Genomic DNA, 2,220 nt, shown 5'->3' on the forward strand with positions numbered 1-2,220 from the left:
AGAGGGCATTCTGAACCGGTATGACCGATTCCTGCAGTTTGCTTGTGCCAGGCACCGTCCTGGCGGTCACGTGGTCCTTCGGCGGCTTCTACAGTGTCCCGAGGTAAAGGGGGCGGGCGGGGACGGTAGATCAGAAGGGCTGACTCAAGAACGTGGTGCGGATCGAGCGATTGGCGGACCTGAAGCCTGTTCACCAGCGTCAGGCGGCCGTCCTGGCCCTGTGGCGGTGGCGCGCGCCGATACTCGCGTTCGAATTGGATGCAGAGTGGGGCGTCGACCAGTCCGTGCTGGAGTCGCTGTTCCGACTGGCAGCATCACCCCCTGGTGAACAGTCGGAGCGCGCATACCGGCGAGCAATCGCCGAGCTGTGCACGGCCCCGCTCTTCACGTCTGAAGTCGACCCGGACACGGTCCAGCTCTTCCAGTTGGAGACCATCAGCAACCTGCTGACCTTCGGCGAACTGCTGGACAAGCCTGGCGTGGACGAAGTCGAGCGAGTGGTCGAAGCCTCGGCCGGCCTGGCGAACTACCTCGACGGTCTCGTCGAGGGCTCCTTCTACTCTCACCCCGCGGAGGAAGCCCACCGCCAGTACCTCGCCGACCTGGCGGACCGGGCGAGCGAGGGGTATTTCGCGTCGCGCCACATCGCCCTCGAGACCGCCTGCCATGGTGCTCTCGGGGTTCTCCCCGATTCCGCAGGGCTGCTCGAATCGTCCACGGGTCGCGAGTTGCTCGCGCTCTGCGAGGACTTCGGCGAAGAGCTCGTCACAACGATGCAGTGGCTCCGCATGACGGGTCACTAGCGTCGTGAGCCGGATGGCGAGTGCGGCAGCCGTGACGGACGGGTGACCTGGAACGGAGGGCTGCTACGGGCGGCGCTGGAAGAACAGGCCCGGTTCGGTCTCGGCGAGGACGCCCAGGCTGACCAGGCGCTTGAGCTTGTGCCGGGTACTCTCGATGTTCTTCGGCTTGAGCGGGAGGTCCAGGGCCTGACACAGGTCGCGGGCACGCATCGGTCCAGCAGCGTCGGCGAAGACGTCGAGGATCTGCTGGTAGGCCGGGTGGGCCGGCAGGACAGGCGGCTCCTCGGTTGGCTCCGGGGTCGCCGGCGGGAGGGCGAGGAGCGTCTTACGGGTCACCGCCAGGCTCTCGATCTCCTCGTCGAGTTCACGCAGGCGCGCGGTGAGCTCGTCCATCTGCGCACGGATCTGCGCTGCATCGCCGACGAGCTCGCGTTCGCGTGCGTCGATCCGCTCCAGAAGCGGCGTGACCTGGTCATCCATGCGGTCACCCGCGCCAGGTGGGCGTGGTCTGGCCAGTGAGGCGGCGCGCTATCACGTCGATCATTGCCCAGCGCACCCTGGACTCCGAGGACTTCGGCCTGCTCTCGTAGTCCCGCACGAGCCGCCGAAACAGCATGAGGATGCCGAGCGTCTGCTCCACGATCCACCTCTTGGCCTGCGGGACGAAGCCGACGCCCCTGTCGGTTGGGTTGCGTTCGACGATCTCGACGTCGATGCCAACCGTGGTGCCGTGCTCGACGACGGTCTTCTTGAAGCCCTGGTCCACCAGCGCTTTCTTGATAGTGCCGATGGGGGCGACCTGTCCGAGGAGCGCGATGCCGAACGCGTTGTCGTGGGCGCTGGCGGCCAGCACGGTCACGGCGATGACCAGGCCGAGGACGTCCACCGCCAGCCCGCGCTTGCGGCCCGGCACCTTCTTGGCCGCGTCCTTCCCGGTCGTGGTGGTGGGCACGTTCACCGCCGCGTGGACGCTCTGCGTGTCGATCACGACCAGGCTCGGGTCCTCCGACCGCCCGGCCTTCTCGCGGACCTGCCAGCGCAGCAGGTCGTTGATCTTCACGTCCGTGCCGTCGTCGCGCCAGGCCGCGAAGTAGTAGTAGACGGCCGACTTCGGCGGCAGGTCGTGCGGGAGGTAGTCCCACTGGCAGCCGGTCCTGCCCTGGTACAGGATCGCGTTGACGATCTCCCGCATCTCGTACCGACCCTGATGCCCAGTCGGGGACGGGTGGTCGGCCTTCCACGCCGAGATCACCGGCTCGATCAGCGCCCACCGCTCATCGGACAGGTCGCTCTTGTAAGGCTTGCGGTCACTCACCCAGACAGCCCAACAGGACCAAGCAGCCCGACCGGCCCGAATCGCCAAAACCCACACGATCAGGCGACCACAAGACCGTCATACCGGCTCAGAATGACCTCT

3 protein-coding genes are annotated in these 2,220 nt (G+C 66.8%); 1 reads left to right on the forward strand and 2 read right to left on the reverse strand.

Going from position 1 to position 2,220, the window contains the following annotated elements; genetic code table 11:
* The first annotated feature begins 170 nt into the window (after positions 1-170).
* Positions 171-803, forward strand: a complete 633-nt coding sequence (locus ACZ7IB_RS48985) for a hypothetical protein (RefSeq protein ID WP_470921848.1) — start codon at positions 171-173, stop codon at positions 801-803.
* A 63-nt stretch (positions 804-866) separates the two neighbouring features.
* On the opposite strand, the gene ACZ7IB_RS48990 is transcribed toward ACZ7IB_RS48985, so the two are convergent.
* Together ACZ7IB_RS48990 and ACZ7IB_RS48995 are read right to left on the reverse strand one after the other, a co-directional pair.
* A complete protein-coding gene (locus tag ACZ7IB_RS48990; protein ID WP_398635318.1) occupies positions 867-1,283 on the reverse strand; it encodes a hypothetical protein in 417 nt (138 codons plus the stop codon).
* A 4-nt stretch (positions 1,284-1,287) separates the two neighbouring features.
* On the reverse strand, positions 1,288-2,118 hold the full coding sequence (locus ACZ7IB_RS48995) for an IS5 family transposase (protein ID WP_470921849.1): 831 nt from the start codon (positions 2,116-2,118) through the stop codon (positions 1,288-1,290).
* Positions 2,119-2,220: the final 102 nt, after the last annotated feature.

It is taken from the genome of Streptomyces sp. NPDC037301 (assembly GCF_055602785.1).

Excerpts from the sequence above, each read along its gene's own strand:
- ACZ7IB_RS48990 (WP_398635318.1), bottom strand. The coding sequence starts at position 1,283 with ATGGATGACCAGGTCACGCCGCTTCTGGAGCGGATCGACGCACGCGAA.